Genomic DNA, 18,483 nt, shown 5'->3' on the forward strand with positions numbered 1-18,483 from the left:
CTCAGGCGTGGTAAGAGGTCAGCAGGGTGCGGGCGGCGCCGGTCAGGTCGTCCTCGAGCCAGCCGGGTAACTCCGGAGCGTTGGCGTGGCGGCGTAGCGCCGCATAGGGCAGATCGACGATCGCGCGGCTGACCGCATCGATCTCCCGCTCGCCGTCCCGGCCGAACAGAGCGTGCGCGATGCGCCGCAGATGGTCGATCAGCGGCGCGTTCATGGCGGCCAGGGTCGCGCGGAACTCGGCGTCCGGACCGCCGTCGAGCAAGTCGCTGGGGCGCAACTGGAGCAGGAGTTTGGCGTCGTCGGGTAGTTCGCGGCCGAACCGCAGGGCCGCTCGGACCATCCCGACGCCCGCCTCCACCGGGTCCGGCTGGTCCGCGGCCGCGAGGGTGCCGTCCTGGAAGCGGCGCAGCGCGCGCAGCCATGCCGCGGTGAGCACGCCGTTGCGGTTGCCGAAGCGGTGGTACAGGGTGCCGACGGGGGCTCCGCTGGCCTCGGCGATGGCCGACACGCTGGCCGCGCGGGGTCCCTCGGCGAGCACGAGGGTGCGCGCTGCGTCGAGGATCACGTCGGTGTCGTGCTTGCGGGGTGGCGCCATGTACTAGTACGTTCCTTCTATATGGAGCGTTTGTCCTATATAGATGAGCATGCCAGATCGATCGACGCGAACCGCGACCGGGCGTGGAAAGCGCTGCTGAGAGTCGTCTGCCGTGACCCGCACGAGCCGACCGCGCCGACCGGCTTCGATTTCGATTCCGTGGTCGAACCGCAGCGTCTGGCGCTGCACGGACAGCACTGGTTCTCGAAGTACGCGCTGATCTTCGAATTGGACGAGGAAGGGCCGAGCCGGACCCGCGTCCGCGCCCGCAGTTATGGCGACTTTCCCGGTCTCCACGGCCGGATCTACCGTGCGCTGGTTGTGGGGACAGGCGGTCACCGCTTGGTGGTGCGCCGGATGCTGCGCCGAATCGCGGCGGCGGCATGATCCCCGGGACGGTGTGGGGCGCCACCGAGGCCGAGCGCGAAGCGCCCCTGCCGTGCGACGACCGGCAGCCCGGCGGTCTACAGGCCGATCGCGCGATCAGCATCGACGCGCCGCCCGCCCTCGTCTACGCCTGGCTGTGCCAACTGCGCGTCGCTCCCTACAGCTACGACCTGCTGGACAACTTCGGCCGGCGCAGTCCGCGCCGTCGCGACCCGGTGCTCACCGAACTCGCGGTGGGACAGCGGTTCATGTCCCAGTTCGAACTCGTCTCCTTCGTTCTGGGCAGGCACATCACCCTGCTCGCGAACAAGGTGTGCGTCACCTACGCGGTCCGTCCCGAAGGCGCCGGAACCCGGCTCCTGGCCCGGATCCGCTGTAGCGCACCGAAACTCGTCGCCGTGGCGCTCGCTCTCGGCGACCTGCTCATGATGCGCAAGCAACTGCTGACGCTGAAAGAACTCGCCGAAGCCGAACATCACGCCGGTTCGCAGGGAGGTTCAGTCGGCTGATTTCGTGAGCGGAACCGAAATCTCGAACTCCCGCGGCCCCTCTCGCCATCGTAAAACGATCCTGAGCATGTTCGACATCCCGAAGGAAGCATGAAGTGGGATCGTCATCGCTGCCCGGGAGCGAGATTCGAGTCGCGGATCCGCGGGGCCGCCCTCGTCGAAATGCTGAGTCTTCCGCGTGCGGCTCGGTAGGCCAGCCGTTGGACAGTTTCGTGCGCGCCCGGTCGGTATTCGAAGGTGGAGCCCGCCCGGTGGCGTGGTTCGTTCAGGGCCATCGCTCCACCAGATCGAACTTGCGTTGGTCGAATCCCCTCGGCACGGTATCGCGCACCGAGATCAGTGCGTGCGCCCACGAGCCGAGCAGTGTCCGGTCGCCCGCCGTGCGACCGGGTCTGGGCGTCGGTTCGGCGGTGAGTATGGGCAGCGGGTGGATGCGGTGGCGGTTCTCGTTCTCGAGCACGGTCGCTTTGTCCACGAAAAGCCGCAGGTCGTGATTGAGGACGTAGCGGCCGACCGCGCCGTGCTCGGGTGGCACCAAGGCGGCAACCGAACCCGCTGCGCGATAGAGGTTCTCGCCGCGGCGGGGCAGTGGCGCGTCGCGACTGGCCCAGGTGACCCGAGTGGGCTCGGTGAGCAGTCGTTCGATCCCTTGGACCAGGTGGTGGCCGATCCTGGCGTGTTCCATGAGCCTCGGGCCCACGTCCACATAGCCGAGTACGCGATGGTCGTCGGTGCGGAGTACCGCTCGGTAGAGCTGCCACACGTAGCCGTATTCCCTTCGGTGGTAGTCGATTTCGCTGCATACTCACACGCGTTTGCGGTGTGGCGATTACAGCGGCGTTACCACCGTGGTGCGGTGCAGCCGGTCACCGGCGAAGGAAGTGCGCCGAAGTCCTACCTCGGCGCGGTCGGTTACGAGGACGCTGGTCGTGGCATCGACGGCCACGCGGAGGGTTTGCGGGCCGCCCGCGCGGTCCAGCGACCGTCGTCGTGCCGGACCTCCACGGGGTGTGCGAAGGCGGCGGTGACGTTCTCGGTGGTGATCGTTTCCGGCGCGGGGCCCGCCGCGACGGCGTGACCGTCCGCGATCAGCAACGCGTGCGTCGTCGTGCTGGGCAGTTCCTCCAAGTGGTGGGTGACCAGGATGGAGGCGACGTCGGGGTGGGTCCGGTCCAAGGTGTCGAGGGTGTCCAGCAACTGCTCGCGCGCGGCGACGTCCAGCCCGGTGGACGGCTCGTCGAACAGCAGCAGCCGCGGTTCGGCGACCAGCGCGCGGGCGATGAGTGCCCGGCCGCGCTCGCCCTGGCTCAGCGTGGGCCACACCTCCTTCGCCTTCCCGGTCAAGCCGACGGTGTCGATCATCGCGTCGGCCCGGTCGAGCTGGTCGGGCGTCGGTGTCCAGCGCATGGGGGTGTCGATCGTCGCGGTCAGGCCGGTCAGCACGACCTCGCGAATGGTCAGCGGAGAGCGCAGCGGGTGGCGCGGGTTCACCTGACCGATGCCCCGGCGCAAGCGCTGCAATTCGACGCGGCCGAGTTCCGCGCCGAGCACGCGGACCGAGCCGGACGTGGGGAAGGTGACCGCGCCGCAGAAGCCGAGCAGCGTGCTCTTGCCCGCGCCGTTGGGGCCCAGCAGCGCCCAGCGTTCGCCCGCGCGCACGGTCAGCGAGATTCCGTCGATGATCTTCTTGCCGTCGCGGCGGAACGTCACGTCGGTCAGTTGCAAGACCGGATCGGTCACGTGAAAGCCTCTTTCAGAGTGGTGAGGTGGGCGCGGCTGTACTCCGCCGCGGCGGCGGGGTCGCGGGCGGCGATCGCGTCGGCCAGCCGCTGGTGCGCGGCGTGATCGGCGGACTCCGACGGCACCGGCCGGATCTTCAGCATGTCGATCATCGCCAGGCGCAGCCGGGGGAGGAAGGTGTCGAAAAGCTGGGTCAGCACGTCGTTGTGGGCGGCCACGATGACCGCGCGGTGGAACGCCATATCCGCGTCGACATGCTCGGCCACCGGTTCGCCGTGGGCCTCCCGGGCGGCCAGTGCCCGGCGAATCGCCCGCAGGTCGGCGGCGGTCCGCCGCTGCGCGGCCAGGGCGGCGGCCTCGGCCTCGATCGCGATGCGCGCTTCGATCACCGAAGCGATGGTGGCGCGGCGCAGCACCGCGTCCCACTCCTCGGTCACCTCCAGCGCCGTCACGAAGACGCCCGCGCCTTGGCGGCTGTCGAGCACGCCTTTCCCGGCGAGCTCGCGGATGGCTTCCCGCAGCGTCGAGCGGCCGACGCCGAGCTGTGCGGCCAGCGTCGTCTCACCGGGCAGGCGATGACCCAGCGGCCATTCGCCCGCCTTGATCCGGGCGAGCAGCACTTCGGCCGCCTGCGCGGCCAGCGGATGGCGCCGTACCTGCGAGATCATCCGATACCTCTCTGCTTGTCTGAGGAGTGGTGTACAGTCTAGCCATCATGCGCACCATGCTTCTGCTTAGCCGCCACGGCGGGGCCTGAACGACCGGCCGCCCGCCGTGGGGCTGCGTCGTGGCCGGTCACCGTTCGTCGTGACGGCCGCAATGGCCAGGAAGCAGACCCATGAGCACCGCTTTTCCCAGCATCGACACTCCCGCGGGCGAGATACCGGACAAGGCTCCGGCGTGGAATCGCCAGCGGCGCTCGCAGATGCCCTCGTATCGTTACCGCGACATCCACCAGCGCGTAGATGTCCCGCTCACGCAACGGAAGTGGCCCGAAGCCAGGATCACGCAGGCGCCCCTGTGGGTGCCGGTCGACCTGCGCGACGGCAACCAGGCGCTCGCCGAACCGATGGACCCGGCGCGCAAACGGCGGTTCTTCGAGCTGCTGGTCGCTATGGGCTACAAGGAGATCGAGGTCGGCTACCCGTCGGCCTCCCAGACCGACTTCGACTTCGTCCGGCTCCTCGCCGAGGACGATCTCGCACCCGAGGACGTGACGATCGCCGTCTTCACCCCGGCACGGCGGGATCTCATCGAGCGCACCGTCGCCTCGATCCGCGGCCTCCCCAACGACGTCGTGATCCACATGTACACCGCCACCGCGCCCGCATGGCGTGACATCGTGCTCGGCAAGGACCCCACGGCGCTGCGCGAGCTGATCCTCGACGGCGGCCGCGCCGTGCTCGACTGCGCCGCGGACCTGCCGAACGTGCGGTTCGAGTTCTCGCCCGAGGTGTTCAACCTGACCGAGCCCGACTACGTGCTCGATATCTGCGACCGGATGACGACCCTGTGGGACGCCACCGCGCAGCGGCCGGTCATCCTGAACCTGCCCGCCACCGTCGAGGTCGCCACCCCGAATGTCTACGCCGACCAGATCGAGTACATGCACCGCAATCTCGCCCGGCGCGACAGCGTCATCCTGTCGGTGCACCCGCACAACGATCGCGGCACCGGCATCGCGTGCGCCGAGCTGGCAATTCTCGCGGGCGCGCAACGCGTGGAGGGCTGCGTGTTCGGCAACGGCGAGCGCACCGGCAACGTCGACATCGCCACGCTGGCCTTGAACCTGCACGCGCAGGGTGTGGATCCGATGATCGACTTCTCCGACATCGACGAGATCCGGCGCACCGTCGAGTACTGCACCCGCATGCCGATCCACGAACGCCACCCGTACGTCGGCGACCTGGTGCACACCGCGTTCTCCGGTACCCATCAAGACGCGATCAAGAAGGGCATGGCCGAGCACCGGGCTCGGGCGGCCGCGACGGGCAAGGCGCAGCGCGTACTGGACTGGCACGTGCCGTATCTGCCCATCGATCCCGCCGACCTCGGCCGCAGCTACGACGCGGTGATCCGGGTCAATTCCCAGTCCGGCAAAGGCGGCATCGCCTATCTGCTGCACACCGAATACGGCATGGACCTGCCGCGGCGCCTGCAGATCGATTTCGCCCGGCACGTGCAGGCGCTCGCCGACGACACCGGAGCCGAGATCACCGCCGCCGAACTGCGCGATCTTTTCGAGGCGGTCTATTTCGAGGACCCCTCGGGGTTGGCCCTGAAGGACTGGCGCACCAGCGGCGACGAGCCGAGCACCGAACTCACGTTGATCGTCGACGGGGTCACCCACCGCACGCGGCGCACGGGCGGTCCGCTCGAAGTGCTGACCGAGGCGCTGGCCGAGGCCGGATATCCGATCGAGGTGCTGGGACTGACCCCGCAGTCGATCGGGCGAGACGACGACAGATCCGAGATCGCCTACTTGGAGTACCGCAGCGGCGAACACACCGGCTGGTCCTGCGGCCGAGCGGATTCCGCCGTGGCGGCCGCACTGGCCGCGGCCGTGCGCGCCGCCGCACGTCCGGCGCACCGATGAACGTCTGACGTGGCCGGTCCGGCGGCCTCGGTGACAGCACTGCCGCGTCGAGAGCTCGTCGAAGAAATAACAGGAAGGTTGTACGTGGACGACGACGAACACGAAGTATGGGAGTTCGCGGTAGGACTCGGATTGCCGGACGCGACCAGGCCCGGCGCCCTCCACGGTGAGGGAATCCACCCGGTCGCGCTGGCGCTCGAAGAGAGCACCCATCGGATCCGCGGGGTGAACCGTATCCCGTGCTTTACCAGCTTCGGACCGGTCACTGCGGTCGATGAGTTCGCTCAGCGCGCGTGGGGGGACGCGTACGACCCGGCGCGCGTCCCGGTCGAATGCCGTCTCGCCGTCTATGTGACCGATGAGGAACTGGACGAACTGGTACCGGCAGTCGTAGCCGATCTCGGCATCGATGAGGACGGATACTCGACAGTCGTCGGCCGCACGGTCACCGTCGGTCTGCGGGCCATCTCGTTGGAATCGCCGGAGAACAGCTTCTACCAGCATCTCGTCGACCAGTATCGGGATCTGCCCACCGCGGATTGATGCCCTTCGAAGGCGGCCGGTCCGGCGGCTCGGATCGGGACGACAGATGCGGTCTAGGCGCCGGCGGGTCCGGTGCCTCGACCGCATCAGGTGGACGAAACGGCCGCCTACCTGCGCAAGCCAGCGGCAGACAAGTGAGTGCCGCTCCTTCCCCAGGTCATCCCGGCACGGTGAACCGCTCGGCGGGTTCGCCCGTCAGGTGTCCGGGCGGCAGCTTGCGCCCGCACAGGACCAGCAGCAGGTCTTGGGCGCTGCCGGAGAGCACCGTGCCGGAGCCGTAGCGAAAGTCCAGGTCGTCGGCGCGCAATTCGACGCCGCCGAGTTTGGCGCCGAACAGCTTGACGGTCCTGGGTTCGATCGTGTCCAGCACCAGACGCATCCGGTCCTCGGGCACGCGGCGATCCAGCCCCAGCGCCACGGTGATGTCCAGCCCGTGGATGACGTCGTGGCTCAACGCGTTGGACAGTCCGCCGCCCGGTGGCCGCCACGGGTGATCGACGTTGTCCCACAGCGATTTCAGCAGATCCGAGGTGCTGAGCGTGGCGGCGTCCATGCGGGCGGTGCGGTCGGCCATGCGGTTGAAATTCCCGAACGCCGCGAGCATCCCCAGCGTGAAGCGTGCACTCGACAGGCGATACGGCATGGTGATGTGCGCGACCACTTCGCGTACTCGCCAGCCCGCGCACAGCGTCGGCGCGTCCCAGCCCGCGGCATCCAGCCCGGCCAAGAGTTCGGCGAGTTCCGTCCGTTCCGCCGCCACCGCCCTTCGCACCTGGGTATCGGTCATTCGTCCACCTCTCTTCGACGAGGGTGATCCAACCCCGCACGCCGTCGAGGCGCCACCCGGCGACGAAAATCAGCGGCCCGGGAAGTGGCCGACGAGGATCCCGGCCCCGGCGCGCGGGGCGCGCCGCCGGGCCCGAAGTCCGTGGTCAGCCATACAGTGCCTGGCGCGTGCTCCGGTATCGGTCACGGATCTCTCGCCCGAGCGCGGCATCGGCCGGGGCCGGAATCTCCGCCACTGAGCGCCCCGGCCAGGACGGTGGCCGGGGCGCGCCCGCCAGAGCCCAGGCCGCTTGGCGGGCAGCGCCGAGCGCGACGTACTCGTCGGGTTCCGGGATCGTCACCGTGACGCCGAACACCTGCGCGGCGGTCTCCGCGACCAACAGTGAGCGCGCGGCGCCTCCGATGAGCAGCACGCGCCGCGGTGTCACCCCACTCGCGGTGAGGTGGTCGAGCGCGTCGGCGAGATGGCACAGCAGACCCTCGAAGGCGGCGCGCGCCACCGTGCCCGGGCGCATCGCCCCCGGCCGCAATCCGTGCAAGCTGCCCGCGGCGTGCGGCAGGTTGGGCGTGCGTTCACCGGCGAGATAGGGCAGCAGGACCACGCCGTCCGCGCCCGGAGGCTCCTGCGCGGCCAGCGATTCGAGCGTCGGCAGATCCACGCCGAGCAGATCGGCGGCCGAGGTCAGGACGCGGGCGGCGTTCAGCGTGCAGACCAGCGGCAGGAACGCGCCGGTGGCGTCCGCGAACCCGGCGACCGCGCCGGTCGCGTCGGCGGCGGGCCGGTCGGCACGAGCGAAGACCGTCCCGCTGGTGCCGAGCGAGACCACCACGTCGCCCTCCGTGATGCCCAAGCCCAGCGCGGCCCCGGCATTGTCCCCGGTTCCGGCGGCGACCAGTGCGCCCGACGGGGTGCGCCCGGCGGGCTGGGCCGGTCCGAGTACCTGGGGCAGGGCGGGGCGACGTCCACGAAAGGCCAGGGCGAGCAAGTCTTCGCGATAGCCGCCGTCGGCGGGCGACCAATAACCGGTGCCGGAGGCGTCGCCCCGGTCGGTGGTCGGCTCGAGCATGCGTCCCGGTCCGCCGCCGCGTAGCCGCCAGGTCAGATAGTCGTGCGGCAACACGACGTGCGCGGTGCGGTCGGCGAGTTCCGGCTCGTGGTCGGCCAGCCAGCGCAGTTTGGTGACGGTGAAGGCCGCTACCGGCACGCTGCCCACCGCATCGGCGCAGGCTTGCCGCCCGCCGAATTCATCGATCAGATCCTCCGCCGCGCCTGCGGAGCGAATATCGTTCCACAACAGAGCCTTTCGCACCGGCACACCCGCGGCGTCCAACGCGACCAAGCCGTGCTGCTGCCCCGCGACGGCGATCGCGTCGACGTCGTCGAGCAATCCCGCACCGGCCATCCGCAGCGCGTCCCACCAGGCGGCCGGGTCCACCTCGGTCCCCTCCGGGTGCGGGGCCTGCGCGCGTCCGAGAACCGCACCGCTGTCGGCGTCGCAGACCACCACCTTGCACGACTGGGTGGAGCTGTCGATTCCCGCGACCGTCGTCATCCCGCCCACCCCCGGCGGATCCGGCCGATATCGCCGCCACGGCAGCCATGGCGCGGTGGACGCGGGCCGATGAAGGCCGCCTCGCACGAAGCCTGCCGCTTGCCGAAGACGGACCCGCCGTGTGATGCGGCGAACCGTCCGATCCTTCCGAGCACACCCATACCGACCACCTTGCACCCGGACCGCCCCGCACCGGCGCATATCGCGTATGCGTCCGCCGCATGGGGCAGACTGGCGCGATGAGCATCGACCCCACCGACGTGCGCATCCGCACGGGAGACGGGACGCAGCTGCCGGAACTCACCGAGGAAGCGCTCGGCGACCTGCTCGACGAACCGGCCGCGCCTGGACACGCCGTGCTCGAGCTCAGCCGCGCCGACCTGCACGAGATCCGGGCCCGGTTGCTGCCCGACGGCGTCTACGAGCTGGAGCACCAGGCCGGTTCGGCGACGGAGTCCTTCCAGATGTACACCTCCGACCCGGTGCTGGTGCGCGACGTGCTGTGGGCTTGGCTCTCCGAGGATCCGTGGTGGCGCGACGCGGTCGCGTGGTTTCCGGTCGACCCGGCGATCGCGGAACTGCGCGCCGTGCAGGACGAGCTCACCGGACTGCTGGACGGCCTCACCGTGATGGATGATCTCACCGCCGGCATGGACGCCGTACTGGCGCGCGCCGACGAACTGCTCGCATCGGACTTGCCGCCGGATGCGGACGACCTCGATCAGCCCTGATACCACCAGGCGGTGGTCGCCACCTCCGCGTCCGCCAGCGGGAGATAGGTCGCCGCGTCCTGCCATCCGAGAGCCTGCACGGTGACGCGCAGCTCGCGCTCGTAACAGATGGGGTCGCGCACATGCCAGCGGTACATGCCGAACCGCTGCTCCGGACGATAGATCTGCTCCGGCGGCAGTACCTGGTGCAGCCCGAGATAGGGCGTGGAATACGTGCGGTATGTCCCGTCGAGGTCGAAATTCCAGGCCCCGCCGAAATAGTCCTCGGTACCCGTGCCGCAAATCGTGGGATGGTCGGTGTCCCCGTCGAGAAAGAACTTCACTTCGCCTTCGCCCCACCATCCCGGGGCGCACGGGCGGATGGCGAGGTAGGTGCCGACGTAACGGCCCGGTCCTGGCACCGTGTCGAGAATCGTGTGAACCGCCGGAGTCCCCACGCCGGTCGTATGCGTCCATCGTGTGTGCAGATACCCCGCGTCGTCCGGCACGTCCTCTTCGGTGTAGGTCGCCTGGTAGTACACGGGAACTTCGCGCCCGCAACGATTCTCCAGCGTGATGCGCGCACGGTGCCGAAACGGCATGGGCCAATAGCTGTTCAAGCCACCGGCGGGCGCGACGACCACCATCTCCGAACCGAGCAGGGCCGTCTCGCCCCAGCCGTTGCAGAAGAAGTCGCCGAGTGGCGACTCGATCGCGGGCGCTGGTGCGTCGTCCCAGGTCATGCGCAGCGTCAGCCCGCGGAGGACGGAACGCTCGGTGGTCAACCAGAAATGCCGGAACACTCCGGGGCCGGGAACGTCGGCCAGTGTGGCGGTCTCGCCGTGCGCGAGCGCGATGGAGGGCGAGACCTTCCAGCCCGGGCCCAACAGCCGCGCCGCATGCGCTCCGGTGCCGTCGGTCGCCCGCGCGCCCGCGCCCGGCGCGCCCGTCGGATTCTCGGCGCTGACCGACCGGGTTCGCGTGTCGTCCAGCCGCCACAGCTCACCGCCCGGCGCGGTCACAATCCCGGCCACCCGTATCGGGGCGCGGTCGGCGCGAGCCCGGCTCGCCGCGCGGTCTCCGTCCCGCCCGCCGCGGCCAGTCGCCCACACCAGCCGGCCCACCAATCACCGAGCACGATCGGATGAGAGGCGACGACGGAGTCGAAATTGTCCTGGGTCAGAGTGATCGTGGGCATGCAATCCTCGTATCGTTCCGCGAACCGACTCTGCATCGTCGCACGGGCATCCGCGATCAGGAAGACGCGCCGGCACGGTGCTGTTCGGCCGCAAGGAAATGCGCGATATCCGTCGTGCGATCGTACAGATCTCGGTAGTGCCGGTAGTACTCCTCATATTTCGCGACGTGTTCCGGGCGCGGCCGCACGGTATCGACGACGGGATTCCACCCCGAGGTGTCGACCCCGGCCGCCTCGGCCGCGAGCAGAGCGTCGCCCAGGCTCGCGCCGACGGTGTCGGCGGGCAATTGCTGCGGCAGCCCGGTGACATCGGAGACGATCCGGGTCCACAGCCCGCCTTTGGTGCCGCCGCCCACCGCCACCAGACGCCCCGCCCGCCCGCCGGCTTCGGTCATGGCCTCCAGGTTGTGCCGTACCCCGTACGCGATGCCCTCCAGAACCGCCCGGTAGAGCTCGGCCCGTCCGTGCCCCAGGGTGAGTCCCGCGACGACGCCGCGCGCGTCCGGGTCGAACAAGGGAGTGCGCTCCCCGGCGAAATACGGCAGTGCGAGCAGCCCTCGGCTGCCCGCGGGCACGTCCGCCGCCGCCGCGACCAGGTCGGTGAACTCCCCGCCCACGAGCTTGCGCAGCCAGTCGGTCACCGCGCCGGAGGTGGCCATACCCGCGGCGAGTGTGTACGTATCCGGCCAGGTGCCGCAGGTGCCCCAGAGACCGGGATGCGGGCGCGGGTCGGTGAGCACCTGCACCAGGAACATCGTGGTGCCGTACATGATCATGGCGTCGCCCGGAGCGCGGACGCCCACGCTGGCCGCCTCGGCCCAGGCATCGATGGTCCCGGTGGTGACCGGCAGCCCCGCCGGAAGCCCCGTGGCGGCCGCCGCGTCGGCGCTCACCCGGCCGACGATCTCGGTGGGCCACGCCAGCTCCGGCAATGCCCAGCCCGGCACGATCCGCTCTGCCCAGTCCGCCGCCCACGCACGTGCGCGCAGGTCGTACAGGGGTACGCACTGACTGGCCGATTGGTGGTCGAGAACGTAGCGACCGGTGAGCCGGTACACCAGGAAAGAGCTCGCCATCAGCAGCATCGCGGTGCGTGCGGCGACGTCCGGCTCGTGCCGGGCCAGCCAGCGGGCCTTCGGGCCGACCGCCTGGCTGGTCAGTGGTGACCCGGCGCGGTCGAGCACGGCCCGTGCGCCGAATTCGGCGTTCAGTTCACCGATCTCGGCGCCGGCCCTGGTGTCGACGCCGTAGAGGATGGCCGGGCGCAACGGCCTGCCCTGCGCATCGGCGGGCAGCAGGCACGGGCCGATCCCGGACACCGCGAGACCCTCCAGCGCGACGCCGCCGGTAGCCGTCGTCAACTCGCGGGCGAGCGTGACGAAGTCGGCCCACCAGACCGTCTCCGCGTCGTGCTCCACCCAGCCGGGATGCGGCATGGACACCTCGTGCGCCCGCTCGGCCCTGGCGACGATGCTGCCGCGGGCATCGGTGAGCACGCCCTTGGAACTCGAAGTCCCGATGTCGATGCCGAGGAACATCGTCACCGCGTGAACTCGTCCAGCGTGACGTCGAGCAGCTCGCACGTCGCGCGCAGGGCGGCCCGGTGGTCACCGGGCACCGCGTGGATGTGGTTGGCGCCGAAGCGGTTCAGGAAGTCCTCGGCGCGCGCGTCCAGCCGGGCGAACGCGTGCGGCCACTCCCAGGTCGACTGCTTCATCAGCGCGTCGTTGGTCTGCTGGTCGTAGTGCTCGAACTCGCCGAGCATCAGCTGCATGCGGTAGGCGCCGTCCAGACGGGTGAGCCGCGCCAGGGTCATCTGTCCCGGCGCGGCCAGATGGTGCACCGAGGCTCCGCCCGCGGGGAAGAAGAACACCTCCGGATACAGGTGCACCTTCGCCAGGTTCTCCGCGGGATCGGCGCTGCGCGCGGCGAACCAGGTGGCGTGCTGGCCGGAATTGCACAGATCCCAGATGTCGCGATCGGCGTGGTAGTGCCGGACGTCGGCGAACAGCACCGGGGTGCCCGCGATCCGCTTGAGCAGTTGCATGGTCAGCGCGCCGTCCATGTCCGCTTCGGTGGCGCAGACGTGCGGTTCCTTCGGGCCGTTCCAGTCGTAGGGATCGTTGAGGAACGCCTCGGTGACGTCCATGGTGGCGAAATACTGGGTGAGTTCGGGCTGCCCCTTGATCCCCGAGAAATCCAGCCGCCATTCGGCGATCAGTTCACGGACCGCAAGATAGGAGCGGATCTGGCGTTCCAGCAGCTGCGGAGTGAGTTTCACGCCGTCGTAGTGCACGCCCGCGGTGTGCCGCTCCAGCCACTCCCGCGCGGCCCTCGCCTCGCCGGCGTCGGCCAGCTCGGCGCGCCGCACGATCTCCCACTGATCGATTTCCTCGACGTCGATGCCGAACTGCCGCTGCCACTGATCGGTATTGGCGACCGCGGTGTTCATGCCCATCGGCCGCCCACCGAAGCGCCCGAACGTCGAACCGCGCAAGCCGGATACGGCCGCCGCGGCTCGCGCGCGCACGCCGATGGCCTCGATGAGCTCGGGATCGGACGGGTCACCCCACAGTCTGCTGTGCTTGCGTCCGATCTGATCCAACGCGCCGCCCGCGGCGAGCATGCCCACCATGCCCGGTTGCACCGGGTCGATATTCGACAGCAACAGCAGCGGCCCGGGTATCGCGCCCGCAGCGAGCATGGTGAAGTGCGGGAACGCCCACACCGCGTAGTGCAGGACGGTCAGATCGACGCCCGCCGCCGCGACCGTGCGCGCCACCGAACTCGCCAGCGCGTTGTCGCTGACCGGCGCCGCGCCGCGGACCACGTCGTGGCCCGCCTGCTCCAGCGCGGCCACCAGCCGGTCCTCGCTGGAGGCGATGAAATCGGCGATGCCCGCATGCACATAGTCGCGGCCATCGGAAATGCTGATAACGCCGATACGGGCCATGCCGGTCCCTCCCGTAGGTGGGGTGATCGGAGAGTTCGACTCGATCAACAGATACCAGCCGCGGCCGGACCGGAGACGCGTTTCGCCGAAATCGCGCTTGCCGGTCCGCCTAGCGCGGAACCGTTTTGACGACGCGCGACTGCGGAAAGCGCAGCGGCGCCAGATGGACCCCGCCCTGACCCCAGCCCGCGCTGGTGATCCACCACCGGCCGTCGTCGTGGATCACTTCGGCGGCGTGCGCGGCAATGTGGCCGACCTTGTCTCCGATGCGGAAGCGAAAAGGGCTGTCGCTGCGAAAGACATCGGTGCCGACATAACCCGGGCGCGGGCCGATGAACAGGTACCACCATCCGTCATGCCGGACGACGTAAGGAGATTCGGTATTGCCCGCTTCGGTGCCTTTGGCCGGGTCCGTGTAGGCGATGTGCCGCTCGCCCCAGTGCACGAGGTCGGTGCTGGTGCGGTAGGCGACGACGTGATGACCCCCCGCCGGGGCGCTGGTCGCGCAGTAGTACAGCACCCACTGGTCGCCCACGCGCACCACCATGGGGTCGCGCGCGTCGTAGCCGTCGTGGAACAGGGGGCCCGCCGGCGATCTGGTCCAGCGGAACAGGTCCGGCGAGGTCGCCAGGTTCATCGCCGCGCCGGTGCGGTCGGCGCCGCCCGCCGCGTAGAACATGTAGTACTGCCCACGGGCGCCGACCACGTAAGGCGCCCACAGATGCGTTTCGCCGTAGTCCCGGTCCACTCGCAGGGCGCAATCGTGTTTGGTCCACGGCCCGTGCAGCCGGTCCGCGACGGCGTGGGCGAACTCGGTCTCGTCGAACGGGTCCGCGGGTTCCGGATGGGTGATTCCGAAAAGATGCCACCGTCCGGCGTCGTCGCGAAGAATCGTGTGGTCGTTGATGTACCACTGTTCCGTTTCACCGGCGCTCGGGTCGAAGATCCGTGCGAAAGCTCCCGCCCGAACCACCTCCCGTGTCGTCATAGGTTCATCATGCGCCGCGGCATGCGCCCCTGTGCCGTCCTGCGGACATCAGTGGATCTCGGCATTGGACATCGTCCGCCGGAAACGGCGAGATAGCTGCTTGCGGGCGGTCATACTCGGGCGGCGACACTGCGCCGCAGGTACTCCGCGGTCAGCGACCGGTGATCTGCCAGCAAGGCCGCCGGGGTCCCGGCGAAAACTATCTCGCCGCCGTGCTTTCCACCGTCGGGGCCGAGATCGATCACCCAATCCGCGCGCGCGACGACGTCCAGGTCGTGCTCGATGACGATCACCGTGTTGCCCGCGTCGACCAGCCGATCCAGCAGCCCCACCAGCGTGTCGACGTCGGCCATGTGCAGCCCGGTGGTCGGCTCGTCCAGCACGTATACCCCGGCGCCGTCGCGCCGCTGGAGATGATCGGCCAGCTTGACGCGCTGGCGTTCGCCGCCGGACAGCGAGGAGAGCGCGCGACCGGGGGTGAGGTAGCCGAGACCGACGTCGAGCAGCGCCCGCAACGGTGTGCGAATGCGCCGGTCCCCGTCTTCCGCCCAGAAATCCAGCGCGTCCTCGGCGGACATCTCCAGGACGTCGGCGATCGACGCTCCGCGGATCTCGTAGGCGAGCGCTTCCGGCCGGTACCTGCGCCCGTGACAGGCCTGACAGACCGTGGTGACCGGGTCCATGTATGCCAAGTCGGTGAAGATCGCTCCCGCGCCGTCGCATTCCCCGCAGGCGCCGTCCGAGTTGAAACTGAACAAGCCCGGCCGCACGCCGTGTCGCTTGGCGAAGAGCTGACGCAGCGGGTCCATGATGCCGAGATAGGTGGCGGGGCTGGAACGTCGCGAGGCGGCGATCGCGGACTGGTTCACCGCGATGACCTGTGGGTGCGCGGTGACGAACGCGCCCGAGACCAGCGTGCTCTTGCCGGACCCGGCCACGCCGGTCACCGCCGTGAGCACGCCGGTCGGGAACCGTGCGGTCAGACTCTTGAGGTTGTAGGCGTCGGCATCGGTGACGGTGAGCCAACCGGTCGGCTCACGGACGTCTTCCTTCACCCGCCGCAAGCGGCGCAATCCCGCACCGGTGGGTGTCCGTGCGACCCGCAGCTGATCGACCGTGCCTTGGAACACGACCTGTCCGCCGTGCGAACCAGCGCCAGGCCCCATGTCGACCACGTGGTCGGCGACGGCGATCACATCGGGGGAGTGCTCCACCACCAGCACGGTGTTCCCCTTGTCCCGGAGCCGCCGCAACAGTGTGTTGAGGCGTCCCACATCGCGGGGGTGCATGCCGACGCTCGGCTCGTCGAAGATGTAGGTCATGCCGGTGAGGCTGGAGCCCAGATGCCGGACGACTTTCAGCCGCTGCGCCTCGCCGCCGGACAGGGTCGCGGTCTCCCGATCGAGCGACAGATAGCCGAGCCCCACCTCCTCGATCCGGCGCAGCCGGGCGATGGCCGCCTGTGCGATCGGTCGAGCCACCGGATCATCCAGGCCGGCGAGCACCTCGATGAGGTCGGTGACCTCCAGCCTGCCGTAGTCGGCGATGCCGAGTCCATCGATCCGGCTCGCCAGCGCGGCGGCGTTGAGCCGGGCGCCCCCGCAGTCCGGGCAGACCTCCTCGGTGACCACCGCGCGGGCGGCTGCCCGATTCTTGTCCGACAACGCGGCGAGGTCGCGCTTGATATACAGGCGATCGAACCGCTCCAGCAGACCTTCGTAGGCGTTGTTCCCCGCCGAGCCGTTCCGGTTCTTGCGCGGCACCCGGAATCCCTTGCCGTGCAGGAACAACTGCCACTCTTCCGGATCGAAGTCCCGCAGTGGCTTGTCGGGATCGAATAGCCCCGACTCGGCGTAGAGCTGCCACTGGAATGTTCCGACCGCGAACGGCCCGAAGGTGATCGCGCCCTCGTTGAGCGACTTGCCGGTATCGAGGAGCTTGTCCAGATCCGGGCGCACCACCTGGCCCAGGCCGCCGCACGCGGGGCACATGCCCAGCGGATCGTTGAACGAGTAGCGAGTCGCCTCACCCGCGCTCGGCACGCTGTGCCGGGAGAACAGCACCCGGATGATCGACTGGATATCGGTCATGGTTCCCACCGTCGACCGGGAGTTGCCGCCGATGGGCTTCTGGTCGACGACCACGGCGGGCGCCAGATTGTCGATCGCATCGGCCTCCGGCCGCTCGTATTTGGGCAGCCGGTTGCGGATGAACCAGGTGAAGGTCTCATTGAGCTGCCGCTGCGACTCCACCGCGACGGTGCCGAAGACGAGCGACGACTTACCCGATCCGGAGACGCCGGTGAAGACCACGATCTTGCCTTTGGGGATCGTCAGTGACACGTCGCGGAGGTTGTTCTCGCGCGCGCCGACGATCGTGATGGAGTCTCGATGAGCTTGCACGTCCGTCACGCTGGGGCCGATGAGGTCGGGATCTGTCCTCCTTCGCGGCCATACTGGGACCGTGACCCAGACCGCCGCGCGCCTGCTGCAACTGCTCTCGCTCTTGCAGACCCGCCGCGAGTGGAGCGGCCCCGAACTGGCGGCGCGGCTCGGGGTCACGGTGCGAACGGTGCGGCGGGATGTCGAGCGCCTGCGCGAGCTGGAATATCCGGTGGTGGCCGGCCTCGGTGCCCTCGGCGGATACCGCCTCGAAGCGGGTGCGGCGCTGCCACCGCTGTTGCTCGACGACGAGGAGGCGGTCGCGATCACACTCGGACTGCGCGGCGCGGCCCAGGGTGCGGTCATCGGGATCGAGGAATCGGCCGCCCGCGCCCTGGTGAAGTTGCAGCAAGTCCTGCCGTCCCGGTTGCGCCGCAGGGTCGACGCGATAGACGCCACCACCGTGTCCCTCGGCGGACCGGCCGCCGGCCCGATGATCGATCCCGAGGTGCTCGTCACCCTGGCCGCCGCCGCGCGCGACAGCGAACGAATCCGATTCCGATACCGCGACAAGACCGACGCGGACAGCAGCCGTCTGGCCGAACCGCACAGTCTCGTCTCCGCGGGCCGCCGCTGGTATCTGGTGGCCTGGGACGTCGACCGCGCCGATTGGCGCACTTTCCGCGTGGACCGGTTGACCTCACCGCAGCCGACCGGCATACGCTGCGCGCCCCGGCCCCTGCCCGCCGAAGACGCGGCGAGTTTCGTGACCAGCCAGTTGGCGCGCTCCAGGCCGGTTCGCCACGTGGTCCTGCGGGTCCATGCCTCCGCGGAGGTCTTGGTGGAGGCGTTCCGTGTGCGCTCGGAGGAGATCGAACCACTGGACGAGCGGACCTGTCTCCTGCGCACCTCCGCGGATTCACTGGAGTGGACCGCCCTTCGCATCGCCCACCTGAACCTGGACTTCGAGGTCGTCGAACCCACCGAAATGAAAGACCTCCTCGCAAGACTCGGCGCCAAATTGCTCCGGGCATCGGGGAACGCCGGCTAGGCGCGAATCGATCTTGTCGTGGTCTGAATCACACTTGTGTCATTCGGGTCGTGATCACGCGGATCGCACGCCTTTGACCTGCGAATTCGCGCGCTGGGCAGGCGATTTGACGAAGCGTACGACGCCGCGTAACTTATTCCAGGTCAGAGCGACACGGACACCGACCCGGAGCCGAGAAGCAAAGCGGAGACGCTGAGCGGAAGGACCGGGAAACGAGGTAGGACGAGGAGCGCCTGACGATCACACTGGCTCGATCGGGAGCCCGATTTTGATCGGGTGAACGAATGGGCTAGGCTGGAAAAGTTGCCTCACTGAAGTTCCGGAGAATCCGGGGTGAATGTGTGTGCGTGTGTTCTTTGAGAACTCAATAGTGTGTCGATGAATGTCAGTGCCAAATGTTTTTTGGTTCCGGCTCTTCCGCTCCCCGTGTGGAGGGTCGGGCATTTTTTGTCAGCTAATTTTCCGGCTGGCGATTGTTTTGCTAGGTTTTCGG

19 protein-coding genes are annotated in these 18,483 nt (G+C 69.0%); 6 read left to right on the forward strand and 13 right to left on the reverse strand.

Annotation, left to right across the window (positions count from 1 at the left end; genetic code table 11):
• Position 1: 1 nt before the first annotated feature.
• Complete coding sequence (locus ABZ552_RS15060; RefSeq protein ID WP_281873654.1) at positions 2-595, reverse strand: TetR/AcrR family transcriptional regulator; 594 nt, start codon at positions 593-595, stop codon at positions 2-4.
• Between the two features lie 21 nt (positions 596-616).
• On the opposite strand from ABZ552_RS15060, the gene ABZ552_RS15065 reads away from it, so the two are divergent.
• Positions 617-982 carry a hypothetical protein gene (locus ABZ552_RS15065; RefSeq protein ID WP_281873653.1) on the forward strand — a complete coding sequence of 122 codons (366 nt, stop codon included), beginning with the start codon at positions 617-619 and terminating at the stop codon, positions 980-982.
• On the forward strand, positions 979-1,491 hold the full coding sequence (locus tag ABZ552_RS15070) for a hypothetical protein (RefSeq protein ID WP_281918790.1): 513 nt from the start codon (positions 979-981) through the stop codon (positions 1,489-1,491). The genes ABZ552_RS15065 and ABZ552_RS15070 overlap by 4 nt, the downstream gene beginning before the upstream one ends.
• A gap of 265 nt (positions 1,492-1,756) precedes the next feature.
• Here ABZ552_RS15070 and ABZ552_RS15075 read toward each other — a convergent pair whose 3' ends face one another.
• The 3 genes from ABZ552_RS15075 to ABZ552_RS15085 form a co-directional block, all read right to left on the reverse strand.
• Entirely contained in the window at positions 1,757-2,254 is a 498-nt protein-coding gene (locus ABZ552_RS15075; protein WP_281873649.1) for a hypothetical protein, read from the reverse strand.
• A 149-nt stretch (positions 2,255-2,403) separates the two neighbouring features.
• The gene (locus tag ABZ552_RS15080; protein WP_357437633.1) at positions 2,404-3,231 is read right to left on the reverse strand and encodes an ATP-binding cassette domain-containing protein; all 828 of its coding nucleotides are present in this window, start codon (positions 3,229-3,231) and stop codon (positions 2,404-2,406) included.
• A complete protein-coding gene (locus ABZ552_RS15085; protein WP_281873647.1) occupies positions 3,228-3,899 on the reverse strand; it encodes an FCD domain-containing protein in 672 nt (223 codons plus the stop codon). The genes ABZ552_RS15080 and ABZ552_RS15085 overlap by 4 nt, the downstream gene beginning before the upstream one ends.
• A gap of 257 nt (positions 3,900-4,156) precedes the next feature.
• Here ABZ552_RS15085 and ABZ552_RS15090 point away from each other — a divergent pair, with 257 nt between their 5' ends.
• Positions 4,157-5,827: a 2-isopropylmalate synthase gene (locus ABZ552_RS15090; RefSeq protein WP_357437668.1), complete on the forward strand. Its 1,671-nt coding sequence runs from the start codon at positions 4,157-4,159 to the stop codon at positions 5,825-5,827.
• Between the two features lie 84 nt (positions 5,828-5,911).
• On the forward strand, positions 5,912-6,370 hold the full coding sequence (locus tag ABZ552_RS15095; protein ID WP_357437636.1) for a hypothetical protein: 459 nt from the start codon (positions 5,912-5,914) through the stop codon (positions 6,368-6,370).
• Positions 6,371-6,527: 157 nt separating this feature from the next.
• Here ABZ552_RS15095 and ABZ552_RS15100 read toward each other — a convergent pair whose 3' ends face one another.
• Both ABZ552_RS15100 and xylB read right to left on the reverse strand, forming a co-directional pair.
• A complete protein-coding gene (locus ABZ552_RS15100; protein WP_281873643.1) occupies positions 6,528-7,157 on the reverse strand; it encodes a maleylpyruvate isomerase family mycothiol-dependent enzyme in 630 nt (209 codons plus the stop codon).
• A gap of 145 nt (positions 7,158-7,302) precedes the next feature.
• Complete coding sequence (xylB, locus tag ABZ552_RS15105) at positions 7,303-8,709, reverse strand: xylulokinase (RefSeq protein WP_357437640.1); 1,407 nt, start codon at positions 8,707-8,709, stop codon at positions 7,303-7,305.
• A 239-nt stretch (positions 8,710-8,948) separates the two neighbouring features.
• On the opposite strand from xylB, the gene ABZ552_RS15110 reads away from it, so the two are divergent.
• Positions 8,949-9,440 (forward strand): hypothetical protein, encoded by a 492-nt coding sequence (locus ABZ552_RS15110; protein ID WP_281873638.1) that lies wholly within the window; start codon positions 8,949-8,951, stop codon positions 9,438-9,440.
• On the opposite strand, the gene ABZ552_RS15115 is transcribed toward ABZ552_RS15110, so the two are convergent.
• From ABZ552_RS15115 to ABZ552_RS15140, 6 genes are all read right to left on the reverse strand, one after another.
• The gene (locus tag ABZ552_RS15115; RefSeq protein WP_357437643.1) at positions 9,431-10,441 is read right to left on the reverse strand and encodes a glycoside hydrolase family 172 protein; all 1,011 of its coding nucleotides are present in this window, start codon (positions 10,439-10,441) and stop codon (positions 9,431-9,433) included. The genes ABZ552_RS15110 and ABZ552_RS15115 overlap by 10 nt on opposite strands.
• The gene (locus ABZ552_RS15120) at positions 10,438-10,617 is read right to left on the reverse strand and encodes a hypothetical protein (RefSeq protein WP_350356451.1); all 180 of its coding nucleotides are present in this window, start codon (positions 10,615-10,617) and stop codon (positions 10,438-10,440) included. The genes ABZ552_RS15115 and ABZ552_RS15120 overlap by 4 nt, the downstream gene beginning before the upstream one ends.
• A gap of 56 nt (positions 10,618-10,673) precedes the next feature.
• On the reverse strand, positions 10,674-12,155 hold the full coding sequence (locus ABZ552_RS15125; protein ID WP_357437670.1) for an FGGY-family carbohydrate kinase: 1,482 nt from the start codon (positions 12,153-12,155) through the stop codon (positions 10,674-10,676).
• Positions 12,156-12,157: 2 nt separating this feature from the next.
• The gene (locus ABZ552_RS15130) at positions 12,158-13,570 is read right to left on the reverse strand and encodes an L-fucose/L-arabinose isomerase family protein (protein WP_281918785.1); all 1,413 of its coding nucleotides are present in this window, start codon (positions 13,568-13,570) and stop codon (positions 12,158-12,160) included.
• Between the two features lie 109 nt (positions 13,571-13,679).
• Positions 13,680-14,558 carry a glycosyl hydrolase family 32 gene (locus ABZ552_RS15135; protein WP_357437647.1) on the reverse strand — a complete coding sequence of 293 codons (879 nt, stop codon included), beginning with the start codon at positions 14,556-14,558 and terminating at the stop codon, positions 13,680-13,682.
• Positions 14,559-14,668: 110 nt separating this feature from the next.
• Positions 14,669-16,960 (reverse strand): excinuclease ABC subunit UvrA, encoded by a 2,292-nt coding sequence (locus tag ABZ552_RS15140; protein ID WP_357437650.1) that lies wholly within the window; start codon positions 16,958-16,960, stop codon positions 14,669-14,671.
• Between the two features lie 61 nt (positions 16,961-17,021).
• On the opposite strand from ABZ552_RS15140, the gene ABZ552_RS15145 reads away from it, so the two are divergent.
• On the forward strand, positions 17,022-17,990 hold the full coding sequence (locus ABZ552_RS15145) for a YafY family protein (protein ID WP_281873626.1): 969 nt from the start codon (positions 17,022-17,024) through the stop codon (positions 17,988-17,990).
• A gap of 308 nt (positions 17,991-18,298) precedes the next feature.
• On the opposite strand, the gene ABZ552_RS15150 is transcribed toward ABZ552_RS15145, so the two are convergent.
• Positions 18,299-18,483, reverse strand: a 185-nt coding sequence (locus ABZ552_RS15150; protein ID WP_357437653.1) for a hypothetical protein, incomplete at its 5' end; no start/stop codon positions are given.

Source organism: Nocardia sp. NPDC019219, assembly GCF_040632645.1.
Taxonomy (GTDB): Bacteria; Actinomycetota; Actinomycetes; order Mycobacteriales; family Mycobacteriaceae; genus Nocardia; species Nocardia sputorum.